Here is a 21,488-nt window from a genome sequence, read left to right on the forward strand (position 1 = left end):
AGATTTATACTCTTAAACGATATAATACCCAACAGTGTAAGAAAATATACTCTTGATACTGAAAAAATGTATGGAATTAAGGCTCAAATTGAGCTATATAATCTTGACCATTATCAAGGTCTTTTCCTTTTTAGTGTACTTCCTGATTTAGAAACGGGCGAAAATTGGGAAGAAATTTCATACTTGCTTATAGAAAATGAAATATTACCTGCAAAAAAAATACAAGAAGCTATATTAAATAATAATGAGCTTAAGATGTTCAATAAATATAGGTTAGTAAAAAAAATTGGAAATAATTTTTTTGTAGCAAAAAACGTTCTTATAGAAAAATTCAAAATAATTGACACTGAAACTTCTCTGAAAATTTCTGGAAGTAATATTCTTAACCTTAAAGACAAAATAATGACTTACAGCGATGTTAAGAAAACATATCTTAGCCAAGTAAGTAATAAATTTCCTATGGAAAGTGATACTTACGGGTATTCGTGGATAAAAGAAGAGTTTCGAGCAATATATCTTTCAGAAGTAAAACAAAAAAATAACGAAAAAGTTTATCTCTTTTGGACACTCGACGACTGGAATAAAGATTTTGAAAAACAAAATAAACATCGCAATAATGGAATTACTGATATAGAAAACTATAATTACCATCGAGGTATTGACCGATTTGCATATATTGAAGACAAAGGAATTGTAGGAGGTTCGTATGATTTTTATTTCGACCGAACAGAAGATGGTTTCAAGCGAGTTATTAGATATGACATTATGTGGGCAAAAGAACTTTTTCCTGAAAGGCAATAACTCTTAGACATTTCTAACAATGAAAACAAAACTTTTAATCATACTATTTTTATGTTCTTTTCTCGGGTTTTCACAATCCGAGAAAAGTTATGTTTTGTTAGATAGCCTTGCTTCAAAATATCAAGTAAATAAATATACACTTAACACAAATAAACTCTACGGAGTCCATACAGAAGTGGAAATGTATAATATTTTACGAGGAGAAATCATTTTATTAATTTCTGTTTTGCCAAATTTATATAATAATCAACCCCAATGGAAAGAAATACAATGGCAAGAAATCGAAAATAATATTATTTCTCCTGAAAAAATAACCCGAAGAATCATAAACATAATTAGTCCTTATGAGGCGAGTGATTATATGTTAGAATCCAAAGAGTTCAATAAATTTTCATTGGTAAAAAAGGAAAATGAGAAATATTATGTAGCAAAATTTTCATTATTTGAATGGTTTTATGTTGTTGAATTTAAGAGTTATATAAATGTTTCACAAATTAAGAATGTAATTCTTAATTTGGGGCAAAACCCTATCAAACGTATTGATTTTATGGAGGGAAAGGACAAAGAAAGTTTTTTTATCCCTCATCATTTGCGAAATATTTATCTTTCTCAAGTTGAAAATCACGGAAATGAAAAAATATATCGTTTTTGGACTTTTGATGGGTGGCAAGTCAGTGATTATTACAACGAACATCGTGGTATTGACCGCTTTGCGTATATTGAAGGAAAAGGCATCGTGGGAGGTTCGTATGATTTTTACTTTAAGTTTGTTCCTAAATATACAAGTAAAAATCATATTTATATAAAACTCACTCCTGAACAATGGAAAGAAAATCGCCTGCACGAAAAAATTATGTGGGCAAAAGAACTTTTTCCTGAAAGGCAATAACTTTCTGATGCTTCTAACAATGAAAACTTTAATAACTTTAATTTTCTGTGCCTGTGTAAATTTTATGCAGGCACAGATTAATCCAAACAGTTTGTTTTTAATAATCAATAAAGATAATCCTAATTTTTATGAAAAGGTTGTTGGGAAAAATATCACACAAAAAACATACGGGATAAAATGCCCTGATTCACCTTTTTGGAGTGTTTCCTTTATGTACTTTTCAAAAGATTTCTTTGACTATCCCGCAAGATTTGTTTTACTTATGTCACAAACAATGTTTAAAGAATTCGAAAAGAAAAATAGCGTAATCTATGTAAAACAAGAGGAAGAAAAATGGATCAAAATGCAATTTGATGAATTTTCAAGTCAAGTGTTAGAACGCTCACCTCATTATGAAGATAGGTTTTATAATTACTATGACAAAGAATATTAAACCGAAAAACGATATAATATTTTTATCATTAAAGAAGAAGATTTAGAGAAGGATTATATTCCTTGTTATGAAGTACAACTATTTATTAGACCGACGGCTTTGGAGTAAAATTTTAATTAAAACAATTATAATGTAAGTTTTGGACAAGCATAGAAAAATTAAAATCCAAAAACAATGAAAAACACACTACTCATTACATTACTTTTATTGACTTTTAAATTATATGCACAAATATCTGAAAGAGCATTGTTTGTCATCTTTGATGATACAGATGGTGTTTTACGTACACAAAAAGAGGAAATAAACTCTGGTGAAACTTATTGGTTAGATATTACGAAACATTACAAGCATCATAAGGTATTTGAAAGATTTGACAAAAACAATAAACTTTTTTACAAATCAATAGAATACGATTATAAAAATGATAAAGAAGATTGGCTTTTAAATATTTCCCATATTATTAAAGTACAAAATAGAGATAAATATTCCGTTATTAAAAGAGACCATATTTTACTAATTCCAAATGAACATCTGGATTACCTAAAAGATATGAGACAGGTAAAAACAATCACACAATTAGAAGAAATATGGAATACACTCTCGCAAGAAACTTATGATTTCTTTTTTGATGGTTATGCATATATTTACAAAATACCTCCGTTTGTAAAGCATCATATATTTGTCATTTTTTCATCTGATTTACAAAAAGATTATATACCTTGTTATCAAATCCGTGTACATCCGTCAAATATACAATATGAATAAAAGTCCAAAGAGGGCATCATTTTAAAAAATAATTAAAATGAAAATCTTAATCACACTAATTTTCTGTGCTTGTGTAAGTTTTGCACAAACACAGAAAAACTAAAACTACAAATAATGAGAAACAAGTTAATTATAGCACTATTTTTGTTCGCTTTCAAGTCATTTGCTCAAATAGCTACAAACCATCTTTTTATCATCATTGACAATAAAGACGGTGTGCAAAAAACAGAAAGTAGAAAAATCAGATCAAATGATGAAGGCACTAAATTTCATATTGAAAAGACAACTTATTACAAAGAGCATCAAGAAATAGATTTAATTTATGAAAATGGCGAGGTTAGTAAGATTTACGAATATTTTTACGTAAACGAACCTGAAAATTGGCAAATTTCATTTAGTTTTAATCATTATGCAAACGGAGGCACAATCAATAATTTTATTTGGTCGTGTTTTAAAAAGTATGATGGTATAAAAATTTGACAATCAGGGAATAAAGTTGTATTTTTGTTGAATGCTAATAACAATTAAACTCCACTGCCCCAATTGTCAATGCACAAAGATAGTCAAAAATGGGAATAAAAAGAACAAAAAACAAAACTATCTTTGCAAAACCTGTAAACGCCAATTTATCGGCGATCATAATCTGACCTACAAAGGTTGGGCTTCGCATATTGCTGCGAAAATTCTCTTGCTTTTGGCAAGAAATGTAGGTATTCGTGATATTGCTGAAATTGAAAAAGTTAGCATCAAAAAAGTACTTTCGGTTTTGGTAAATTTCAATCGAGAAATCAAACCCAAACAAAACAAATACAAATCATTACAAGTTGATGAACTTTGGACTTTTGTGGGAAAAAAGAAGAATAAAAAGTGGTTGATTTATGCTTATTCTGCTGAAACAAAGGAAATTGTAGCGTGGGTATGGGGCAAACGAAACATAAAAACAGCCCAAAAACTTCGTGAGAAATTGAAGAAATTGGGTGTTAGTTTTGATGAGATTTGTACAGATAATTGGGAAGCTTTTGCGTCTGTTTTTCAAGAATATACACATAAAGTAGGTAAAAAATACACTACTGATATTGAAGGAAACAACACACTTTTGAGACATCGGATACGCCGAGCGGTGAGGAAAACTTGTTGTTTTTCAAAAAAGTTTGAAAACCATGTAAAAGCCTTTGAAATTGTGTTTTTCTACATCAATTTTGGGTGGATTTGAGTATCATACTTTGTGTAACTCTACCTTTTATTTTAATGCTTCCAAAGGAACGGTTTGAAGAAATCGCAAGAGAGAGATATTATGCAAACTATTTGGAAACATTATGGTCAAAAATAGAACTTAATACCATCGGACCATTTTACAGAAAATATGAGTATTATGACAAGAGAGCTTCGTATGCGAAAGGAGTATATCGAAGCAATGTGTTTATAGTGTTTACCTCTGATTTAGAAAAAGATTACATTCCTTGCTACGAAGTGGATGTTTTAATAAGTACAATTGAAGAATATTGTGATTAAAATGAAACTAATTCTAACACTAATTTTCTGTGCTTGTGTAAATTTTGCACAAGCACAGTTAAATCCTAATAATTTATTTTTGGTATTTGATAACAAAGATGGAATTATAAAAACCGAAAGAGAAGACATTAAAAATGAACGAAGTGATTTTCAAAGAACCACTCATCATTACAAATATCATCAGGAAATAAAAGAGTTTGATAGAAAAACTAAACGAAAAAGTACGTCTTTCTCATATCAATATCGAAATAAAGAAATTTGGGGAGTAACACTTTCTCATTTGAATGCAGAAGAAAGTAAACATAATAATTACATACTTCTTTTGCCTAAACAAATGTTTGATTTATACAAAGAAACGGATAGGGTAAAAAATATCTCAGAAATGGAAACAATATGGGAAACGCTTACCCAAAATTCATTTTCGATGTTTTTTAGGAACTATCAGTACTTTTTTCAGATGCCTGTTTTTGATGGAAGAAGTTTTAGAAGTAATGTTTTTATGGTTTTTTCTTCTGACTTAAACAAAGACTATATCCCTTGTTATGAATTGAATGTCTATACTATGGATATTGAAGCACATAATGATGTTGTTGAGGACAATGGTAATTTTTAGAATAGAAGGTAATGAGGTATTTAATCCTACAATCCATTTTCTGTGCTTGTACAAAACTTGCACGAGCACAGAAAAACTAAAACTACAAATAATGAGAAACAAGTTAATTATAGCACTATTTTTGTTCGCTTTCAAGTCATTTGCCCAAATAGCTACAAACCATCTTTTTATCATCATTGATAATAAAGACGGTGTGCAAAAAACAGAGAGTAGAAAATTAAAAGGGAATGATAAAGATGGATCTTGTATTGAGAAAACAAACATTTACAAAGAACATCGAGAAATAGAGCTAATCTATGAAAGTGGTAAGACTAATAAAATTTACAAATATTTTTACGTAAACGAACCTAAAAATTGGCAAATTTCATTTAGTTTTAATCATTATGCAAACGGAGGCACAATTAATAATTTTATTTTAATGCTTCCAAAGGAACGGTTTGAAGAAATCGCAAGAGAGAGATATTATGCAAACTATTTGGAAACATTATGGTCAAAAATAGACCTTAATACCATCGGACCATTTTACAGAAAATATGAGTATTATGACAAGAGAGCTTCGTATGCGAAAGGAGTATATCGAAGCAATGTGTTTATAGTGTTTACCTCCGATTTAGAAAAAGATTACATTCCTTGCTATGAGGTTGATGTTTTAATAAGTAGTATTGTAGAATATTGTGATTAAAATGAAAACAATAGTAACATTAATTTTTTGTGTTTGTTCAAACTTTGTGACGGCACAAATTAACCCAAGCTCCTTATTTTTGGTAATTGACGATAAAGATGGTATCCAAAAAACAGAAACTCGCAATATCAAGGGAGAAGAAAATTACACATTAAAAACCAGTTATTATAAAGAACATCAGAATGTAGAGCTTCTTTTTGATAACGGGAAAAATGCTAATTATTACATCGCTTATTATATAAACCAAAGTGAAAATTGGCAAGTATCTTTTCGTTTTGATTACTATAAAGGGGAAGAAAATGAAACTTATGGAGGTTACATTTTGCTTCTTTCCAATCCGATGTTTGAAAGTTTTAAAAGAAAGGGAAATGTAGCAATTTTTCAAGATGCACAAAAACAGTGGAAAATATACAATCGAAAGGAATTTATCAACAAAATAAGGACAAATCATTCGCAATACATCTATCGACATTTAAGTGGTGGAAAATACAGAGATACAACACATAATAATATCTTTATCGTTTTCTCCTCTGATTTAGAAAAAGATTACATTCCTTGCTACGAAGTTGACGTTTTAATAAGTACAATTGAAGAAGAATGAAACCATTAATCACACTAATTTTCTGTTCCTGTGTAAGTTTTGCACAAGCATAGTTAAATCCTAATAATTTATTTTTTTAATTCGTGGCATAAAAATTTGCACTTGATGGTTGAATCTAAGCTGTGCAGGTATGAGATCTAAAATTTGTCTGATTACGGGTTTATTTGTAAAAAAAACGCCAACTATTTTTCAGACATTACCCAATTATCGGAAAAATATTTTTACTGTCTTCTTTTGAGTTAAAAATATAAAGGAAAAACAAACAAAGGCTGTCTGAAACTTATCGGACAGCCTTTATTTTATATGAATAAAATATTATTTGGGAGTATCCCATAATCTGTGTAAGTTAAAAAGTTATTCTGAAATTTTTTGAGCCCTTAAAAGCTCAAAAAAAATTTCGGTAATAACTTTTTGACTATTTTTAACCCATAATTTAAACAGATATGATTAACAAGGAAGAATTGCTTAACAACAAAGAATTTTACAAGTCATTTAAGACTGCTGAGGACTTGACAGGTTTCTTTAAGGAACTCCACAAAAAAGCGGTGGAACATATGCTCAATGCCGAACTCGACGTTCACTTGGACAACGAAAAACACGACAAAACCAAAGACGGGAATTATCGTAACGGACACACTTCCAAGAAGATAAAAACTTCCTTTGGAGAGGAACAAATCCAAGTTCCCAGAGATAGAGACGGTAGTTTTAACCCAATGTTAGTTCCTAAACGCAAGAACGTTATCGATGGTTTGGAGAACATCATCGTATCGTTCTATGCCAAAGGAATGAGCGTGAGCGACATCGAAGAACAAATCCAAGAAATGTACGGCTTTGAAGTATCAACTTCCACAATATCAAGGATTACCAATGCGGTTACCAATGAAATGGTCGCTTGGCAGAACCGCCCGTTGGACGAGCTGTATCTGATTGTTTGGATGGACGGCATCGTTTTTAAAGTTCGTGAGAACTCAAAAGTTGTCAACAAAACCATTTACCTTGCTGTGGGCTTGAATCGAGAGGGAAAAAAGGAAGTTTTAGGAATGTGGCTCGGAAAGAATGAAAGTTCCGCCTTTTGGATGAGCGTTCTCACTGATTTAAAGGCTCGTGGAGTGGAAGATATTCTCATTACTGCCACCGATAATTTAAACGGATTTACGCAAACCATTCGCACGGTTTTTCCCCAATCACAAACGCAAATATGTGTGGTTCATCAGATTAGGAATGCTTGTAAGTATGTGGTTTACAAAGACAGAAAAGAATTTACAGCCGATATGAAACACATTTATACTGCCCCTAACAAGGAAGCTGCCAAGGTTGCTTTGGAGGATTTTGCCCAAAAATGGGAGTCAAAATACGGCTATGCTATCAAATCTTGGTATGACAATTGGGACGAATTGACCGTATTTTTCGATTTTCCGTTAGAGATAAGAAAAATTATTTACACAACCAATCTTATTGAGAATCTGAATGGTAAGATTCGGAAATACACCAAAAACAAGCTGTCTTTCCCAACAGACGAAGCTGTGCAAAAGTCCGTTTTCTTGGCTTTGAGAGAAGCTACCAAAAAGTGGAGTATGCCTATCCAAAATTGGGGGATTGTCTTGAACCAATTTATGCTTATATTTGCACAAAGACTCAAACTATAAAAACTTAACCCCAACTTTTTAACTTACACACTTAGAGGGATAGTGTCTATTATTTATACATAGCTTCAATCTCACGTTGGTAATTCACATAAATTACTTTGCGTTTGAGTTTCAACGTAGGTGTAATTTCATTTTTTTCAATCGAAAAAGAGTTTGGAAGCAATGTAAACTTCTTTATTTGTTCATAATCGGGTAAATCTTTTTGAAAACGTTGGATTTGTCTATTTATAAAATCAAGTACTTGTACATTTTTAATTAATTCAGAAGTATTTTTATACTTAACATTCAGATCTTCAATCATCTGCGTAAGTATCTCAAAATTAGGTACAATCAATGCAGAAACGAATTTTTTACCGTCTGCAATGATAGCAATTTGGTCAATAAGATTGTACTTACCGATTTTTCCTTCAATATGTTGGGGAGCAATATATTTCCCATTAGAAGTTTTCATCAATTCCTTGATGCGATCAGTGATGAAAACATTATTTTCAGCATCCAAATTTCCTGCATCGCCCGTTTTTAAAAATCCATCTGAGGTAAAGGCTTTTTCAGTTTCTTCTGGATTTTTATAGTAACCACGCATCACCATGCCTCCTTTAACCAAAATTTCGTTGTTTTCTCCGATTTTCACCTCAGTATTTGGCATTAAACTTCCTACCGATTTGAAATTGAAACTGGAGTCATCCCAACACGAAACCGTAGCTAAGGTTTCCGTCATTCCGTAACCCAACTTGACATTAATGCCGATAGAATGGAAAAACCGACCGATGCTAGGTTCTAAGTTTGCTCCACCGCAAGGCATGAAACGGATACGTCCTCCTAAGGATTTTTTAAATTTAGCAAAAACTAACTTTTCTGATAGTTGCACCGATTTTTGTAGAATCCACGAAGGTTTTTGATTGCGTTGTTTGGTTTCGAACATTTTCCGACCACTTTTCACTGCAAAGGCGAAAATTCCACGTTTGATGAACGATGATTTTGCTACCATATCGTGAACTGTGGCAAATATTTTTTCATAAAATCTTGGAACAGCACACATTACAGTAGGTTTAACCTCCATGAGGGCAGTTTTAATGTTATTGGTATTTTCTAAATAATAAACTGTCGCACCTTTATACAAACAATAGTATGTCCACGCTCTTTCAAACACATGAGACAGAGGCAAAAAAGCCAACGATTCATCGTTGTTGGAGAGTTTTAATTTGTTATCATGTCCAATTAATTGATAAGCCAAATTTTCGTAGTCAAGCATTACTCCTTTGGGTTCTCCAGTTGTTCCAGAAGTGTATATAATTGTAAATAAATCACTTAATTTTTTATCATCAATACGTTTTTGAAGCTCTTCCTGATATTTTTTCTCTGCTCCTAAAGCTAAAAAATCTTGCCATGACATTGAAAATTTCGATTCTTTCAACGCAACATTTTCTTTGAAAACTACAATTTTTTGCAATGAAGGACACTTATCGGCAACCTGTAGGACTTTGTCGTATTGTTCCTGATCTCCTACGAAGAGTATCTTTATTTCAGCGTGATTTATAACATAAAGAGCTTGTTCTGAAGTATTTGTAGCATAAATAGGAACGGGGACAGCTCTGATAAACAAAGCTCCAATATCTGTAATTGTCCATTGAGGCATATTTTGTGCAAAAATCCCAATGGTTTCTTGTGGTTTTATTTGGAAAGAAAGCAAAGCATTTGCCACTTTTTCGGTTAATTCTCCAAAATTTTGCCATGAAATGGTTGTCCAATTTTGATCAGGTTTGCTTCCTAAAGCTTTTTTTGAACCGTATTTTTTAACATTCTCTTGAAATACGGAAACATAGTGATACGGTAATAAATTCATTTCCATTTTTGATCTGTGAAAAGCAAATATATGTATTTCATAGCAAATACACAACGGTGAAACACTATGAAAAGTTATTTTTTAATAATTCTGCAAGTATCTTTTTAGCTCTCAGCAAAGTAACTTTTACATTGCTCAATGAAATATTCATTATTTTAGCTATTTCTTTATAAGATTTTTCATTCAAATATCGCAGTTGAATCACTGTTCTATAAGGTTCTTTTAATTGCTTTATGGTTGTTAGTAAATGGTTGAGACTTTGTTCTGTGATTAGTTGGTCTTCAATGGTTGGTGATTCGTCTGCGATAGTTTTGGCCTCATTATCCTCCGAGGAAGTCGTATTTCGAGTACTATTTTGGCGACTACGAATCATATCCACATGTATGTTCTTTGAAATAGCAATCAACCAGGTTTTGAATGAAAGGTTTTCATCATAAGTTTCAATGCGATCGAATGCCTTTGAAAATGCTTGTATGGTAATGTCTTCGGCATCGTTTTCATTATCGGTTCGTTTCAACTGAAATGCATAGACCTCAGACCAGAAAACATCCAGTAAGTAACTGAACGCCTTTTGATTACCAGTTTTGGCTTCTTTTATTTTTTGTTCCAATAATGCCATTTCAATTTTTATTTATGATTTTAAAAACATTCAACAGTTATTTGCTTCTTAATAAATCTGTCAATTTGGATTTGCATTCCCCTACCCTAACTGCTCCTGTAAAACCTCCCAATCAAACATCAATTGATCCAAATCGGCTTTTTTTGATTCGTAAAGAGCATAAAATTCTTGACTCTGCAAGGATTCTCCCATTTGATTTGTCATTGCTTTTAGCTCATTTTCAAGTTCAGTAATTGCATTTTCGATTTTGTTGAGTTTATTTTGTAGTGTTTTCTGCTGTTTTTGTTGCTCGAATGATATTTTGACTTGAGCATTCGGTTTTTCAATTGGTGTATTCTCCTTACTTTGTTCAATCTCTCGAAAATTACTAACAGCCCGTTGTTCTAAGTAAAAATCAATATCTCCTAAATATTCTTTTATTTTTTTATTCTTAAATTCATACACTTTGTCGGTCAATCCTTGCAAAAAGTCACGGTCGTGTGAAACTATGATGAGCGTCCCTTCAAAGTTTTGCAGGGCTTGTTTTAATACATTTTTTGATTTGATATCCAAATGGTTAGTTGGTTCATCCATTACCAGTACATTAAAATCTGAAAGTAACATTTTCGCCAATGCCAATCGGTTGCGTTCACCTCCTGAAAGTACTTTTACTTTTTTTTCTACATCATCACCGCGAAATAAAAATGACCCTAATATATCTCTGATTTTCATCCTATTAGAATCATTAGCTGCATGAAACATTGTATCGAGAATGGTCATCTCACCATCTAAATAAGAAGACTGATTCTGAGCAAAATACCCTAACTGTACATTATGTCCCAATTTGATATTTCCTTCAAAAGGTATTTCGCTGACAATCATCTTTGCTAAGGTTGTTTTTCCTTGCCCATTTTGCCCTACAAATGCAATTTTACTTCCTCTTTCTATCAGTAAATCAATATGTTGTAACACTTGTTTGTCACCATAGCTTTTGGATACATCCTGAACTTCCAGAACTACTTTACCTGGGGTTACGGACATTGGAAACCGAATGTTCATCACGGAATTATCTTCCTGATCAACTTCGATGCGTTCAATTTTGTCTAATTTTTTTATAAGTGACTGAGCCATAGAGGCCTTAGTGGCTTTTGCTCGAAATTTTTCAATCAGTTTTTCAGTCTGTTGTATTTTCTTTTCTTGATTTTTTTGTGATGCAAGTTGCTGTTCTCTGATTTCTTGGCGAAGTTCTAAAAATTGAGAATAAGGCTTCGGATAATCGTAAATCTTTCCAACAGAAATCTCTATGGTTCTGTTCGTTACGTTATCAAGAAACATTTTATCGTGCGAGACAATGACTACTGCTCCTGTGTATGAGGTCAGGAATTGCTCCAACCAAATAATCGATTCTATGTCCAAGTGGTTGGTAGGCTCATCAAGTAGTAAAATATCATTATTTTGAAGTAATAGCTTTGCGAGTTCAATACGCATACGCCATCCTCCTGAAAAAGTGTCTGTTTTCTTATGAAAATCAGCTCGTTGAAATCCTAATCCAATGAGTACTTTTTCCGTTTCTCCTTGGTAATTATATCCTCCAATGATGTCATAGCGGTGTGTTATTTCGCTGAGCGTATCCACCAAATCGTGGTAACTTTGGCTTTCATAATCTGTCCTGCTTCCCATTTCGCGATGAATTTCATCCATTCGCAGTTCAAGTTCCTTGATTTCATCAAAGGCTTGGTAGGCTTCTTCTAAAATCGTCCTACCTTCTTCAAAATCAATATCTTGTTTTAGAAAACCAATATTAACATCTCTGTCTGTTGCAATAATCCCCGAATCAGGCTTCATCTCTTTGGCTAATAATTTCAATAGAGTAGATTTTCCTGCACCGTTCTTGCCTATAAGCCCTACGCGGTCACCTGCATTGAGCATAAAAGCTACCTCTTCAAATAAATATTCTCCTTGAAATGAGACAGATAAATCATGGACATTCAACATAGTAGTTTTTGTTAAATAGTTATCTTTCAGTGAATGCAAAGATAAAAAAAATTGACGTATAAAAAAGCTCTTAAAAATTAATTAGAATGAATCGTCTCAGATTTTTAAATAATAAAAAAACGATACGTTATGAAACATTTTTGTACCTAAAAATCCCTAAATGTCATTTAGTTACAAAATAAGTTTGGATTTTACCCGTATAACAAAAGTATTTTGAGAACAAATTTACTGATCATTAATCAAACTCAAAATAAGCTCTACCTGGACAATGACAGTATTTTTCGGATAGGCATCTTGTTATAGTCCTTTCTGTATCTTGCACTTTAACTTCATTGTGATTGACTATTTCTGGTAGTATGGGTTACTTTCTCAAACGGCGTAAATTTTGAGTTTTATATTAATTATCAATAATTCAAATGGAGTAAATTGAAAATCTAAAAAATTAAACTCAATCCTATGCGTTTACGCTGTTCATCTACTTCAACTACTTTTACCGAAAGATGCTGATGCATTTTAACCACCTCGTTTACATCTGAAACGTACCCATCCTTAAGTTGGGAAATATGAATCAATCCACTTTCTTTAATACCTATATCTACAAAGCAACCGAATGCAGTAATATTGTTGACTATCCCAGGGAGAATCATTCCTACCTTAACATCATTAAAAGACTTTACATTCGGGTCGAATTCAAATATTTTTGCTGATTTTCGAGGATCTATACCAGGTTTTTCCAGTTCTTTGAGTATATCTTTCAAATAAATAACTCCAATTTCTTCGGTAATGTATTTTTGTATATCAATCTTGGCAATAGCCTCCTTATTTCCGATTAATTTTTCGGAAGAAAGTCCCAAGTCTGTCGCCATTTTTTCTACTATGGGATAGGCTTCAGGATGAACGGCAGAATTATCCAACGGATTTTTACCTTCATGGATTCGTAAAAAAGCTACTGCTTGTTGATAAACCTTTTCCCCTAATCGAGGAACTTTCAATAAATCTTTACGCTGAGTAAAGGTTCCATTTTCTGAACGATAGGTAACTATGTTTTCTGCCATCTTCTCTCCTACTCCAGAAATATAAGACAACAACGCCTTTCCTGCTGTATTGAGGTTTACACCTACAGAGTTGACACAACGAACAACCACATTGTCCAATTCTTCTTTAAGCTTACTTTGGTTAACATCGTGTTGATACTGCCCTACTCCGATTGCCTTGGGTTCAATTTTCACTAATTCCGCCAAAGGGTCGGCTAAACGTCTTCCGATAGAAACCGCTCCTCGTACTGTAACATCATAATTCGGGAATTCTTCTCGTGCAATTTTAGATGCGGAATATACCGATGCTCCTGCTTCATTCACAACAAACACTTGTACAGGTCGGTCGAACCCTATTTGTTTGATGAACAATTCTGTTTCGCGAGAAGCCGTTCCGTTACCGATGGCAATAGCTTCTATTTTATAAGAATTAACTAATGACTTAATTTTCTTACTTGCAATGTGTAACTCCTTTTGAGGAGGATGCGGGAAAATAGTTTCGTTATAAAGCAAATCACCTTTCTCGTCTAAACAAACAACTTTACACCCGGTTCTAAATCCTGGGTCTATGGCTAAAATACGTTTTTCACCCAAAGGAGAAGCTAATAACAATTGCTTTAAATTTTCAGCAAAAATACTGATTGCTTTTGCATCCGCCTGTTCTTTAGCCTCTTGTAATGTTTCATTGGCAATGGAAGGAGCTAACAATCTTTTGTAACTGTCAGTGATAGTATCTTTGAGAAAATCAGCCACTTCTCCCTTGGAATTAATAATTGTTTTTTCTATAAATTCGAGAGCTTCTTCAGTATCTATTTCTACTTTCAATCGTATGAATCCCTCGTTTTCAGCCCGAAGTATTGCCAACAATCGGTGCGAAGGTGCTTTCATCAAATTCTCTTGCCAGTCGAAATACATATTGAACTTTTGAGCCTCTTGCTCGTCTTCCTTAGTTTTAATGACTTGTGAAACGATGGTAGATTTACGTTGGAACATACGCCGTAAAGTCTTTCGAATAAAAATATGTTCGCTAATCCACTCGGCTATAATATCAGATGCTCCTTGTAAAGCCTCTTTTTCATCGGAAACATCTTTAGTAATATATTTTGAAGCCGCATGTTGTAAATCACTCACTCGTTGAGACATAATAATTTTAGCCAAGGGTTCTAATCCTTTCTCTTTTGCTAAATCAGCTCGTGTTTTCTTCCGTTTCTTATAAGGTAAGTACAAATCTTCCAATTCGGTGATAACAAAACAACTGGCTATTTTATTTTTGAGTTCATCCGTAAGTTTGCCTTGTTGCTCAACGGCACTAAGGATAGTTTCCTTTCGTTTAATAATATTCTCATAATCAGTTTGTGATTTAGCAATTTGCTCAATACTCAGTTCATCCAAATTCTGAGTTTTATCCTTTCGATAACGAGCAATAAAAGGAATGGTACACCCTTCCGCAAGTAGTTGCAAAGTATTTTGAATTTGGTTAGCTTGTAAAGTTGCATTTTGATTTTGAATGTACTGAATGTTTGTCATCGTGATAAAATATGTTTAATGAACTGAAGTATATCATAAAAACGAAAAAGGCTACCCTTTTATGGATAGCCTCGTTCTGAGCCGATAGAGGGATTCGAACCCACGACCCCGAGATTACAAATCACGTGCTCTGGCCAACTGAGCTATATCGGCGATTTTGCGGTTGCAAAGGTAAAACTTTTTTTTAAATCTGCAAATCTTTTTGAAAAAAAATTACAATTGATTTAACTTTACAATAAACTCACCCGCTTTTTGTTCAAACTCTTTTCTAACTTGCTTTAAGTGAACTGCTCTGTTCTCCACTTTCTTATCAGAAATTTTATCCATTACTCCGTCATAAGTACTTATAATTTCTTTGATGAGCTCTGAACCTTTTTGTGATTCGGTATTATCTGTTGCATATTCCCAATGCAAAACTGCATCTATGATATCACCAAAAACATAGTTGACATCCTTCTTTAAATTTCTAATACTTGCCATATCTAATTATATTTGGGGCAAAGATACGATAATATGCCGTAATTACAAAATTCTTTTTCCGTTTATCAAAAGATGGCTAAAACTGCCCATTACATAACTAATTATTTCAAATAATTTTTTAAAATATCTGTCCACAACCAATAACCTCGGGTATTGATATGTAAGTTATCACTTTCAAAACAATCATCCTTAATATTCCCGTTTTCGTCAAAAAGAATCTGAGCAACATCCACAAACTGTACGATACGTTTAGTTTGTGCAAATTGATAAAGAAGTGCATTAGCTTTATCAAACTCTATGGAAAAATGACTACGTGCTTTAGATTTTTTAATTGATAAAATTATGATAGGAGTACCGGGTAAATGTATTTCCACCAAACGGACAAAGGTTTTGATATCATCCAAAAATTGCTCTGCCGTTTGTCCAAAAGTAATGTCGTTATCTCCTTCATAAAGAACAATTTGTGATGGACGATAAGGAGTTACTATCCGATTGAAATAGAAAATTACATCTCGCAATTCAGAGCCTCCAAAACCACGATTCAGTACATTTTTATCGGGAAAATAAATGTGTAGGTTCTTCCAGTTAGTAATAGATGAGCTACCAATAAATAAGATGGGATTGGAACGAGGAGGTTTTCGTTGGTCTTCTTTTTCAAAACTGCGAATAGTTTCTCGCCATATCGCGTCACGATGATAGATACTATCTTTGTACTGTGCATAAAATTGGAAGACAACAAAAAATAAAATAAAGGTAATAATACTTTCTTTCATACAACTAATAACATTCTAAAGATTAGTCCGCAAAGCTACAAAATAAAAAACATACCGAATAACTTTATTAAAATATTTTGTAGTTCAGAAAAAAGATGTACCTTTGCAACTCTAAAAAACGGTCTTTATGAGTTTACAAACAAAAGTAATGGAGGCGTTGAAAGACGCTATGAAATCTAAGGACAGCGTAGCTTTGGAATCGTTACGAGCAATCAAGTCTGCTATTTTATTAGCTAAGACGGAATCGGGAGCTTCTGAGGAGCTATCTGAAAGTCAGGAGCTTGTTTTGCTTCAGAAATTGATAAAACAGCGTAGAGACAGTGCTACCCTGTACGCTTCTCAAGGGCGTAACGATTTAGCCGAACCTGAATTAGCTCAAATTAAGATAATTGAACGTTTTTTACCAGAACTTCCTTCTGAAGAAGAGATTGAAGCTATCATTAAAAAAATCATCTCAGAAACAGGAGCTTCGGGCATGAAAGATATGGGCAAAGTGATGGCAGTTGCCTCGACAGAGTTGGCAGGAAAAGCTGATAACAGAGTCGTATCAACAATTGTGAAGAAATTATTATCATAAAAAATAAAAAGGCTGCGTAGTTCAACTGGATAGAATATCAGATTTCGGCTCTGAGGGTTGGGGGTTCGAATCCCTCCGCGGTCACAAGAAAGTAACTCACTTCCACTCAAAGAGTTACATTAATTTATAAGTGAAGATTTTCGTTTGTAATTGTTTTTTATCGGCAAGGTAAACGGCAAGATAAAAATAATTACAGATATGACTACAAAAACTATTGACGGGTGCAGTTACTCTGAGTTTTGGGTACACCCTAAAAATTGGCAAAAAGCCACAAAAAAGGATTTAGAAAAGGAATGGTACATTCAATGTGCTTTTTTTGACCCTCGTTTTCAAAAAAAGTATCCCAAAGGATTCCCTTACCGAAAGCGAGTGAACAAGCCTAAAACGGTTGAAGAACGTAAGGCTGTTATTTCCTTTCTATTAAAAAAACTGCCTGAGCAACTTGATGAAGGATTTAATCCAATCCTAAAAAAATATCCTTGTGTTCAAAAAGAAGGACTTCATCCTGACTTACCCTTTATTGAAGCGTTCAACAGAGCATTATCACAAAAAAAAGGTAATAAAAGACACCTGTATGATATCAGTTGTGCTATCAATCGCATTGAAAAAGCATCAGAAGCTCTCGAAATGCAAAACATCAAAATAAAAGATTTAAGAAGGGTAGACTTGAAGCGAATGCTTGACTGGTTGCAACTCCCCGATAAATATTATAATAAATTCGTTATCTATGTTTCAGCTTTATATCGTGAACTTATTGAGTACGAATGCTGTGAAAGTAACATAACAAGAGATATTTATCCTAAAAAAGTTGTAAAACCTCAACGTTTAATCCTCGAAAAAGCGGAATTAGAGACTGTTAAAATTTATTTGAAAGAAAATCACCCTATTTTTTTTCGATATATGATGATTTTTCTGTATTCAGGAGCAAGAAGTACAGAGCTTTTTCGGTTACAAAAGAAAAATGTTGATGTAGAACAGCAGGAGTTTACTATTTTTTTAGAAAAAGGAAGCCAATACACCCCCTGCACAAAGGTTATCCTTAACCCCGCTGTGGACTTTTGGAAGGACATAATCAGGGAATGCAAATCAGATGATGATTACCTATTTGGAATAGGATTCAAACCCAATAGGAAGCCTGTTATGTCTGAAACTGTTACTCGATATTGGAAAAGACACGTCAAAAATAAATTAGGTATAGAGGCAGATTTTTACGCTTTAAAACACTATATGTTAGATAGTTTGGATAGTGAAACGGCTATGCTGTTAGCTTCACATACAAATCAAAACACAACCGCTATTTATCAAGTAAACAAAAAGAAAAAAGAACGTGAACAGCTTAAAAAGTTGGATATAAAAATATAAAACTCGGAGGTTATCCGAGTTTTATTACTAATCTATGATTCTTACTATCGTTTGACCGCTTCTGCAACTGTTGATTACGTTTGAACTTGCAGATTTTGCCCAATATTCATACAAACTGCCGTTGTTTTCTATCTCTTTTAGAGCTTCTCTCTCAGTTTTAAACTTTCTAAGAATGTTATAACCGCTTACGATTGCGAACCCTCTTTTTAACTCTGCTACTTTTAATGTTATATTACCTGTGTACATGATTTTTATTTTTTTTATTTGTTAGACTTTGTTTATTTCTATGGTGCAAATATAGAACATATATTTTGAACTACCAAATTTTCATCAAAATATTTGTTTGTCTTTTTTGAAAATAGTTTATAGATAATTGATTACCAATATAAAACTAACAGTATTTGCTTTCAAAATATTTTTTATATATTTGCAAAAAAAACAAAAATGTATAATATGAATGTAAATGTAAAAACGTTGTATTTTTTAATAAAAAATGGGCGTGTTGTTCTTTGTGAAAGTAATCTGAAAGACTTTTTACTATGTCTTCCCAAAGATTTAAAGAACATTCGACAATACGACTATTATTACAGATTTTTTAAAAAAAAGGATTTTTTTCAGTCGGAATTTAACAAGGATTATTATTTTCAGAAAATAGAATACAACCAATAAAAAAGTGATGAAAAGTTTCATCACTCTTTTATTACCTTTTTATCAATTATCACTATTTTGCTGAAAATTTTCATCACTTTTTTCAACTGGTTACATTTCGTTACCATTTGGATTTGCTCTACCCAAAAAACTTCAACCGCCATGCCAAGAACAGCAACAGCAAAATAATGATGAGCCACAACCACGCCCAAAACGAAAAATCCCAACCTTTTACGTGTTTTTCTTTCTGAAATCTCTCTTTTTGGCTGATAGATTTTCCATTTTCGGAAAATTGCACATTTGCCTCGCTTTTGCGTGATTGCGTTTCTTTCTCGTGGATGTTTTGCTTGTCTTGTATCGTACTTTGCACCAAAACTCCTCCTGAAAGGTTAATTTCTTCTACTAAAATTCCGTTTTCTTTTCGGCTGTAAATGAGCGGTTTGGTACTATCCAACGCACGGAGTTCAATACGTTTGTTTTCGGATAGTTTTTGCTTTTGGCTTTCTTTTGCGTACTCTTCAAAAGTATGTCCTAAACTATCTAATTTACGCTGAAATTCAACCTTTAAGCGTTCGGTTTCTTGATTCGTGGTTATCCTCTTACTCTTACAAGCTATCAGCAATAAGCTAACAGCTATCAGCCATACAATCTTTTTCATATCAAAACATATTTCTTTGGCTTCCAATAACGTCTGCGTTTGCATTTTACTTCTACATATCTTTTCTCAACGCTTGAAATAGCGTGATTTTTCGATTTCCTCGCATTTTTTCTCCAAACAAAGGAAAATATCCGTTTAAAAAATAGTTGTAATCGTTTCATATATTTTATTTTTTAGAAGAAAAGGAAAATAAGTGTTGTACTTATTTTCCTTATTGATAAGTTAATTCTTTAAACCATCAGCAGTAGGCTCAATGTGGTCGCCTGTGCTTGGGTCTTTACTGCTCGGATATGGATTTTCCTCACGTCTTCGCCCCAATTCCTGACCGAGCCACATTACAGCTTCTTGAATTTTTGTAATGGCAAGTGAATTTTCTCTTGATGAAGGTAACTCTTTAATTCGTTGAATTAAATCGTCTCCATCCTTTCTCAATTGTTTGATTTTTTGAATTTCTGTCATAATATATTGATTTTAAATGTTTTTATATTCCTCTTTTGCGTCAAATGAAGGACACGCTTTATTCACTCCTTTAAAATCACGATGTCCCAATATTTGAGCATTAGGATATAGTTTTTTTAATTCTTTGAGCAAATAGAGCATACTTTGCTTTTGGCGTTGTGTTCTCGTATCTTTCGGTTTCCCCCCTCCTTCGGATGGGTTGGAGGAGGATACCCCGCCGACATACACAACTCCAATACTACTTTTGTTGTTACCAACCACGTGGGCAGGAACTTCGTCAACGTCTCGACCGAGTTCTATCATTCCATCAAGTCGAATGACATAGTTGTAGCCAATGCCACGCCAACCACGTTGCTTATGCCATCGGTCAATGTCTTGTGCGGTATGTTCTCTGCCCTCAGGCGTTGCCGTGCAGTGGACAACAATGTATTTAATCGTGCGTTTGCTTTTCTTTAGTTTCATTTTTTTTAAGATTAAAAAATTAAAAGATTAAAAGATTAAAAGATTCGAGGCTATTTGCTATTTGCTAACTGCCTTTATCCTTGTTCCTTGCCTCTTGTTCCTTGTTCATATATTCCACAACGGATTTAACAATTTCGCTAATATCATCCCGATTGGTAATAATTTTGCCCACGAGTTGCCCTGCGTTGTCTAATCGTACTTTGTCTTCGGCTTTTTCATAAATCGATTTGATTTCAATTAAACAAAAAGCCACGCCTCCAATTAAGGTAACGAATGGGAACAAGATTATTTTATACTCGTAATACTGCTCGGCATACCACACGGCAGACATCTGCATTGCATCGACCACTGTTAGAGCTATCAACACGTTGTAATACTGAGCGATTTTGGTTATCGTCCTGCGATAGCCGTAGGAAGTTCGGGCAACGTTCATCTGTTTTGCCTTACGGATTCCACTCCACAAGTCGGCTAAAATGGCTATCATTACAAGCATGTAAATGCCGAAAACTATCCAAAAGGTTACAAAAATTTTTTCCATGTTTAAAGTTTAAGGTTTAAGGTTCAATGTTTAAGGTGCTGTTGTTAGAAAATGAACGCCTTGCAACAGAGGCCCTGAGAACATTACACCTATACGGGAACTAAAAAAAGGGTCTTGATGAACATATGTTTCAATTACACCTATAGCTCCGAAAATATCAGTTATTACTAATGTTTCGGGTAGTTTTAGTATGAACCTGCTCCCTGACGAAGTGTCTATTTTAAAAGCGTAGGTTGTCGGAGAACTTTCAACCATCACCCAAAAACTTTGCCCTCCCGCCATTGACGCCTCTCCTTCTTGTTCAAATATTTCAATTTGAGTAGGAAAAATGAACACTTCTATGAACTGAGCCATGTTTGTCGCATCATGGGAAAAGTTAGCAGGAGAGTATCCTCTTAAGTAGAACTCTTCACTCTCAGCGGAAGTGTGCATAAAAAAATGAAAAGGACGCATCTCAAAAGGTTCAGGCTCTATGTAAGGCTCGTTCTGTGGCTGTCTCTTTTTTGAAAGCCCCCACTGCCAAAATTGCGTTGCATTCATTTTTCAATTAACAATTAATAATTAACAATTGCTTATAGCCAATAGCTTATAG

25 protein-coding genes and 2 tRNA genes are annotated in these 21,488 nt (G+C 33.4%); 14 read left to right on the forward strand and 13 right to left on the reverse strand.

Annotated elements, in window-relative coordinates; translation table 11 throughout:
- The first annotated feature begins 66 nt into the window (after positions 1 to 66).
- From ACF3OB_RS00940 to ACF3OB_RS00990, 11 genes are all read left to right on the forward strand, one after another.
- The gene (locus ACF3OB_RS00940) at positions 67 to 801 is read left to right on the forward strand and encodes a hypothetical protein (RefSeq protein ID WP_392447942.1); all 735 of its coding nucleotides are present in this window, start codon (positions 67 to 69) and stop codon (positions 799 to 801) included.
- Between the two features lie 19 nt (positions 802 to 820).
- On the forward strand, positions 821 to 1,690 hold the full coding sequence (locus tag ACF3OB_RS00945) for a hypothetical protein (protein ID WP_172919743.1): 870 nt from the start codon (positions 821 to 823) through the stop codon (positions 1,688 to 1,690).
- Positions 1,691 to 1,709: 19 nt separating this feature from the next.
- Positions 1,710 to 2,123, forward strand: coding sequence for a hypothetical protein (locus ACF3OB_RS00950; RefSeq protein ID WP_392447944.1), 414 nt, complete (start codon positions 1,710 to 1,712; stop codon positions 2,121 to 2,123).
- 174 nt (positions 2,124 to 2,297) lie between these two features.
- A complete protein-coding gene (locus ACF3OB_RS00955) occupies positions 2,298 to 2,888 on the forward strand; it encodes a hypothetical protein (RefSeq protein WP_172920076.1) in 591 nt (196 codons plus the stop codon).
- A 114-nt stretch (positions 2,889 to 3,002) separates the two neighbouring features.
- The gene (locus ACF3OB_RS00960; protein WP_392447948.1) at positions 3,003 to 3,368 is read left to right on the forward strand and encodes a hypothetical protein; all 366 of its coding nucleotides are present in this window, start codon (positions 3,003 to 3,005) and stop codon (positions 3,366 to 3,368) included.
- Between the two features lie 31 nt (positions 3,369 to 3,399).
- The gene (locus tag ACF3OB_RS00965; RefSeq protein ID WP_392447950.1) at positions 3,400 to 4,101 is read left to right on the forward strand and encodes an IS1 family transposase; all 702 of its coding nucleotides are present in this window, start codon (positions 3,400 to 3,402) and stop codon (positions 4,099 to 4,101) included.
- Between the two features lie 35 nt (positions 4,102 to 4,136).
- Positions 4,137 to 4,400 (forward strand): hypothetical protein, encoded by a 264-nt coding sequence (locus ACF3OB_RS00970; protein WP_392447952.1) that lies wholly within the window; start codon positions 4,137 to 4,139, stop codon positions 4,398 to 4,400.
- A 1-nt stretch (position 4,401) separates the two neighbouring features.
- Positions 4,402 to 5,013 carry a hypothetical protein gene (locus ACF3OB_RS00975; RefSeq protein WP_172920074.1) on the forward strand — a complete coding sequence of 204 codons (612 nt, stop codon included), beginning with the start codon at positions 4,402 to 4,404 and terminating at the stop codon, positions 5,011 to 5,013.
- A 91-nt stretch (positions 5,014 to 5,104) separates the two neighbouring features.
- Entirely contained in the window at positions 5,105 to 5,695 is a 591-nt protein-coding gene (locus tag ACF3OB_RS00980) for a hypothetical protein (protein ID WP_172920073.1), read from the forward strand.
- A 1-nt stretch (position 5,696) separates the two neighbouring features.
- Positions 5,697 to 6,296, forward strand: a complete 600-nt coding sequence (locus tag ACF3OB_RS00985) for a hypothetical protein (protein ID WP_392447955.1) — start codon at positions 5,697 to 5,699, stop codon at positions 6,294 to 6,296.
- A 443-nt stretch (positions 6,297 to 6,739) separates the two neighbouring features.
- The gene (locus ACF3OB_RS00990) at positions 6,740 to 7,942 is read left to right on the forward strand and encodes an IS256 family transposase (protein ID WP_392420596.1); all 1,203 of its coding nucleotides are present in this window, start codon (positions 6,740 to 6,742) and stop codon (positions 7,940 to 7,942) included.
- 49 nt (positions 7,943 to 7,991) lie between these two features.
- On the opposite strand, the gene ACF3OB_RS00995 is transcribed toward ACF3OB_RS00990, so the two are convergent.
- The 7 genes from ACF3OB_RS00995 to ACF3OB_RS01025 form a co-directional block, all read right to left on the reverse strand.
- Complete coding sequence (locus ACF3OB_RS00995; RefSeq protein ID WP_392448734.1) at positions 7,992 to 9,785, reverse strand: AMP-dependent synthetase/ligase; 1,794 nt, start codon at positions 9,783 to 9,785, stop codon at positions 7,992 to 7,994.
- A gap of 64 nt (positions 9,786 to 9,849) precedes the next feature.
- Positions 9,850 to 10,404 carry an RNA polymerase sigma factor gene (locus ACF3OB_RS01000; protein WP_042345139.1) on the reverse strand — a complete coding sequence of 185 codons (555 nt, stop codon included), beginning with the start codon at positions 10,402 to 10,404 and terminating at the stop codon, positions 9,850 to 9,852.
- Positions 10,405 to 10,485: 81 nt separating this feature from the next.
- Complete coding sequence (abc-f, locus tag ACF3OB_RS01005; protein WP_172920065.1) at positions 10,486 to 12,378, reverse strand: ribosomal protection-like ABC-F family protein; 1,893 nt, start codon at positions 12,376 to 12,378, stop codon at positions 10,486 to 10,488.
- A 434-nt stretch (positions 12,379 to 12,812) separates the two neighbouring features.
- On the reverse strand, positions 12,813 to 14,939 hold the full coding sequence (locus ACF3OB_RS01010; RefSeq protein WP_392447958.1) for a Tex family protein: 2,127 nt from the start codon (positions 14,937 to 14,939) through the stop codon (positions 12,813 to 12,815).
- 79 nt (positions 14,940 to 15,018) lie between these two features.
- Positions 15,019 to 15,092 (reverse strand) — tRNA-Thr (locus ACF3OB_RS01015).
- A gap of 60 nt (positions 15,093 to 15,152) precedes the next feature.
- Positions 15,153 to 15,419 (reverse strand): hypothetical protein, encoded by a 267-nt coding sequence (locus ACF3OB_RS01020; RefSeq protein ID WP_042009014.1) that lies wholly within the window; start codon positions 15,417 to 15,419, stop codon positions 15,153 to 15,155.
- Between the two features lie 101 nt (positions 15,420 to 15,520).
- Positions 15,521 to 16,192, reverse strand: coding sequence for a GDSL-type esterase/lipase family protein (locus ACF3OB_RS01025; RefSeq protein ID WP_052458234.1), 672 nt, complete (start codon positions 16,190 to 16,192; stop codon positions 15,521 to 15,523).
- A 127-nt stretch (positions 16,193 to 16,319) separates the two neighbouring features.
- On the opposite strand from ACF3OB_RS01025, the gene ACF3OB_RS01030 reads away from it, so the two are divergent.
- The 3 genes from ACF3OB_RS01030 (at position 16,320) to ACF3OB_RS01040 (ending at position 18,131) form a co-directional block, all read left to right on the forward strand.
- Positions 16,320 to 16,769 (forward strand): GatB/YqeY domain-containing protein, encoded by a 450-nt coding sequence (locus ACF3OB_RS01030; protein WP_392447960.1) that lies wholly within the window; start codon positions 16,320 to 16,322, stop codon positions 16,767 to 16,769.
- A gap of 10 nt (positions 16,770 to 16,779) precedes the next feature.
- Positions 16,780 to 16,853, forward strand: a tRNA-Arg gene (locus tag ACF3OB_RS01035).
- A gap of 114 nt (positions 16,854 to 16,967) precedes the next feature.
- Positions 16,968 to 18,131, forward strand: a complete 1,164-nt coding sequence (locus tag ACF3OB_RS01040; protein ID WP_392447962.1) for a tyrosine-type recombinase/integrase — start codon at positions 16,968 to 16,970, stop codon at positions 18,129 to 18,131.
- Positions 18,132 to 18,158: 27 nt separating this feature from the next.
- Here the strand turns inward: ACF3OB_RS01040 and ACF3OB_RS01045 are convergent, their stop codons facing one another.
- The 6 genes from ACF3OB_RS01045 to ACF3OB_RS01070 form a co-directional block, all read right to left on the reverse strand.
- A complete protein-coding gene (locus ACF3OB_RS01045) occupies positions 18,159 to 18,377 on the reverse strand; it encodes a hypothetical protein (RefSeq protein WP_172920015.1) in 219 nt (72 codons plus the stop codon).
- A gap of 541 nt (positions 18,378 to 18,918) precedes the next feature.
- On the reverse strand, positions 18,919 to 19,437 hold the full coding sequence (locus ACF3OB_RS01050; RefSeq protein ID WP_392447965.1) for a hypothetical protein: 519 nt from the start codon (positions 19,435 to 19,437) through the stop codon (positions 18,919 to 18,921).
- Between the two features lie 222 nt (positions 19,438 to 19,659).
- On the reverse strand, positions 19,660 to 19,896 hold the full coding sequence (locus ACF3OB_RS01055) for a hypothetical protein (protein WP_212895656.1): 237 nt from the start codon (positions 19,894 to 19,896) through the stop codon (positions 19,660 to 19,662).
- A 12-nt stretch (positions 19,897 to 19,908) separates the two neighbouring features.
- On the reverse strand, positions 19,909 to 20,358 hold the full coding sequence (locus ACF3OB_RS01060; protein WP_212895425.1) for an N-acetylmuramoyl-L-alanine amidase: 450 nt from the start codon (positions 20,356 to 20,358) through the stop codon (positions 19,909 to 19,911).
- Between the two features lie 64 nt (positions 20,359 to 20,422).
- On the reverse strand, positions 20,423 to 20,896 hold the full coding sequence (locus ACF3OB_RS01065) for a hypothetical protein (RefSeq protein ID WP_212895424.1): 474 nt from the start codon (positions 20,894 to 20,896) through the stop codon (positions 20,423 to 20,425).
- 30 nt (positions 20,897 to 20,926) lie between these two features.
- Entirely contained in the window at positions 20,927 to 21,436 is a 510-nt protein-coding gene (locus ACF3OB_RS01070) for a hypothetical protein (RefSeq protein WP_392447968.1), read from the reverse strand.
- Between the last annotated feature and the right edge of the window lie 52 nt (positions 21,437 to 21,488).

The sequence above is a fragment of the Capnocytophaga canis genome (assembly GCF_043187445.1).
Taxonomy (GTDB): domain Bacteria; phylum Bacteroidota; class Bacteroidia; order Flavobacteriales; family Flavobacteriaceae; genus Capnocytophaga; species Capnocytophaga canis.

Excerpts from the sequence above, each read along its gene's own strand:
- ACF3OB_RS01030 (WP_392447960.1), top strand. The coding sequence starts at position 16,320 with ATGAGTTTACAAACAAAAGTAATGGAGGCGTTGAAAGACGCTATGAAA.
- ACF3OB_RS00955 (WP_172920076.1), top strand. The coding sequence starts at position 2,298 with ATGAAAAACACACTACTCATTACATTACTTTTATTGACTTTTAAATTA.
- ACF3OB_RS01020 (WP_042009014.1), bottom strand. The coding sequence starts at position 15,419 with ATGGCAAGTATTAGAAATTTAAAGAAGGATGTCAACTATGTTTTTGGT.
- ACF3OB_RS01010 (WP_392447958.1), bottom strand. The coding sequence starts at position 14,939 with ATGACAAACATTCAGTACATTCAAAATCAAAATGCAACTTTACAAGCT.
- ACF3OB_RS00985 (WP_392447955.1), top strand. The coding sequence starts at position 5,697 with ATGAAAACAATAGTAACATTAATTTTTTGTGTTTGTTCAAACTTTGTG.
- ACF3OB_RS00945 (WP_172919743.1), top strand. The coding sequence starts at position 821 with ATGAAAACAAAACTTTTAATCATACTATTTTTATGTTCTTTTCTCGGG.
- ACF3OB_RS01045 (WP_172920015.1), bottom strand. The coding sequence starts at position 18,377 with ATGTACACAGGTAATATAACATTAAAAGTAGCAGAGTTAAAAAGAGGG.
- ACF3OB_RS01055 (WP_212895656.1), bottom strand. The coding sequence starts at position 19,896 with ATGACAGAAATTCAAAAAATCAAACAATTGAGAAAGGATGGAGACGAT.
- ACF3OB_RS01065 (WP_212895424.1), bottom strand. The coding sequence starts at position 20,896 with ATGGAAAAAATTTTTGTAACCTTTTGGATAGTTTTCGGCATTTACATG.
- ACF3OB_RS01060 (WP_212895425.1), bottom strand. The coding sequence starts at position 20,358 with ATGAAACTAAAGAAAAGCAAACGCACGATTAAATACATTGTTGTCCAC.
- ACF3OB_RS01000 (WP_042345139.1), bottom strand. The coding sequence starts at position 10,404 with ATGGCATTATTGGAACAAAAAATAAAAGAAGCCAAAACTGGTAATCAA.
- ACF3OB_RS00975 (WP_172920074.1), top strand. The coding sequence starts at position 4,402 with ATGAAACTAATTCTAACACTAATTTTCTGTGCTTGTGTAAATTTTGCA.
- abc-f (WP_172920065.1), bottom strand. The coding sequence starts at position 12,378 with ATGTTGAATGTCCATGATTTATCTGTCTCATTTCAAGGAGAATATTTA.
- ACF3OB_RS00995 (WP_392448734.1), bottom strand. The coding sequence starts at position 9,785 with ATGAATTTATTACCGTATCACTATGTTTCCGTATTTCAAGAGAATGTT.
- ACF3OB_RS01040 (WP_392447962.1), top strand. The coding sequence starts at position 16,968 with ATGACTACAAAAACTATTGACGGGTGCAGTTACTCTGAGTTTTGGGTA.
- ACF3OB_RS00990 (WP_392420596.1), top strand. The coding sequence starts at position 6,740 with ATGATTAACAAGGAAGAATTGCTTAACAACAAAGAATTTTACAAGTCA.
- ACF3OB_RS00970 (WP_392447952.1), top strand. The coding sequence starts at position 4,137 with ATGCTTCCAAAGGAACGGTTTGAAGAAATCGCAAGAGAGAGATATTAT.
- ACF3OB_RS00960 (WP_392447948.1), top strand. The coding sequence starts at position 3,003 with ATGAGAAACAAGTTAATTATAGCACTATTTTTGTTCGCTTTCAAGTCA.
- ACF3OB_RS01070 (WP_392447968.1), bottom strand. The coding sequence starts at position 21,436 with ATGAATGCAACGCAATTTTGGCAGTGGGGGCTTTCAAAAAAGAGACAG.
- ACF3OB_RS00940 (WP_392447942.1), top strand. The coding sequence starts at position 67 with ATGTATGGAATTAAGGCTCAAATTGAGCTATATAATCTTGACCATTAT.
- ACF3OB_RS01050 (WP_392447965.1), bottom strand. The coding sequence starts at position 19,437 with ATGAAAAAGATTGTATGGCTGATAGCTGTTAGCTTATTGCTGATAGCT.
- ACF3OB_RS00980 (WP_172920073.1), top strand. The coding sequence starts at position 5,105 with ATGAGAAACAAGTTAATTATAGCACTATTTTTGTTCGCTTTCAAGTCA.
- ACF3OB_RS00965 (WP_392447950.1), top strand. The coding sequence starts at position 3,400 with ATGCTAATAACAATTAAACTCCACTGCCCCAATTGTCAATGCACAAAG.
- ACF3OB_RS01025 (WP_052458234.1), bottom strand. The coding sequence starts at position 16,192 with ATGAAAGAAAGTATTATTACCTTTATTTTATTTTTTGTTGTCTTCCAA.
- ACF3OB_RS00950 (WP_392447944.1), top strand. The coding sequence starts at position 1,710 with ATGAAAACTTTAATAACTTTAATTTTCTGTGCCTGTGTAAATTTTATG.